Origin of the sequence: Arthrobacter sp. NPDC057388, from assembly GCF_042668165.1 — a bacterium.
Classification (GTDB): Bacteria; Actinomycetota; Actinomycetes; order Actinomycetales; family Micrococcaceae; genus Arthrobacter.
Genome location: NZ_JBHVBL010000115.1, coordinates 1 through 1,057 on the forward strand (window position 1 = coordinate 1; position 1,057 = coordinate 1,057).

A 1,057-nucleotide genomic window follows, 5' to 3' on the forward strand; every position below is an offset into this window, starting at 1 on the left:
AGATAAGGCTCGCCATTTCTTTACTGGCTACTTTCGCCATTCCCAACGTAAACATGCGCCGTGTGCGTTTGCCGCCCTCAATGGTTGTAAATTCTACCTTGTGGAATGGTTCGCCGTTGTATTGATCAAGTTCCCCTTTGTACAATGGCAACCACACGTTTTCTATCATCTGATAAAAATCATCATCCACCGGAAGGGCCTGAATGTTTGAAACTGACTTGATATTCTTGATCAGCCCCATTTTCTGCATCACCGCCTTTACTTTTGCAATTAGGCTTTTGAACATTGTGTCACCGCCCTATTTCACATACTCTTTATAAAAATAGTTCACGCTGTATCTGAACTCGTCCATGCTGTGGTTGTTCTCGTCAATCGGCTTGCCGTTGTCGTCTCGACAATATAGCCCGCTTTCCTTGATGAAGTGGTAATGATCGTACTTTTCATCATCCACCAACCGGAACATGTCTTTTGTTATGGTGTTCTGCGCCCGCTCGATACCAACCTCAATACCTTGTGAAGTGCCCCTAATGTCTTTAGCGTTATTGTCCGCCTTGGACGTATCAACGCCTATGAGGTGCAGCTCTTCACGCAATGACTTACAGGCTGGATCGACAAAGAACCTCGTATACCGCATCTGATATTTGTCAGTGCAGTATTTTATGAACTCTTTTATCTCTCTTGCGTAAATACTCATTGCCTTCACTTGTCCGGTTTCAGCGCCTGAATGGTAGTAATGAGCCACGCGATTTAAACGGCGTATCAGTTTCCCTTCTGTGTTCCGGAATGACGTTACGATATTACATGAGACACTTGTCGCGTCAGACTGCCCGCCGTCAGCTGCAAAGTACATTTGTATCGGCTTACCGATCAATGTCCTTTCTGTGTGCGCCTCAAGGTCAAGCATTCCGTATATTACGCCTTGTGGGTTAACCCGCTTCCCTTCCCAATCTCGCTTTAATAGGTACGGGTTCTTCTTCAGCGTGTCGTAAATCTCTTGTTTCCTGTCGTCAGTCAAAATAGGGTTGTCGTGGATCGTCCAATGTTGCCAGCGTGTGTC

The 1,057-nt window shown here is 45.9% G+C and carries 2 protein-coding genes; both read right to left on the reverse strand.

The window, feature by feature from the left end:
* A partial coding sequence (locus tag ACFUTU_RS21465; RefSeq protein WP_377967980.1) for a hypothetical protein occupies nucleotides 1–286 on the reverse strand: 286 nt, incomplete at its 3' end.
* A 12-nt stretch (nucleotides 287–298) separates the two neighbouring features.
* Nucleotides 299–1,057: PBSX family phage terminase large subunit (locus tag ACFUTU_RS21470; RefSeq protein WP_377967982.1), on the reverse strand; the 759-nt coding region annotated here is incomplete at its 5' end.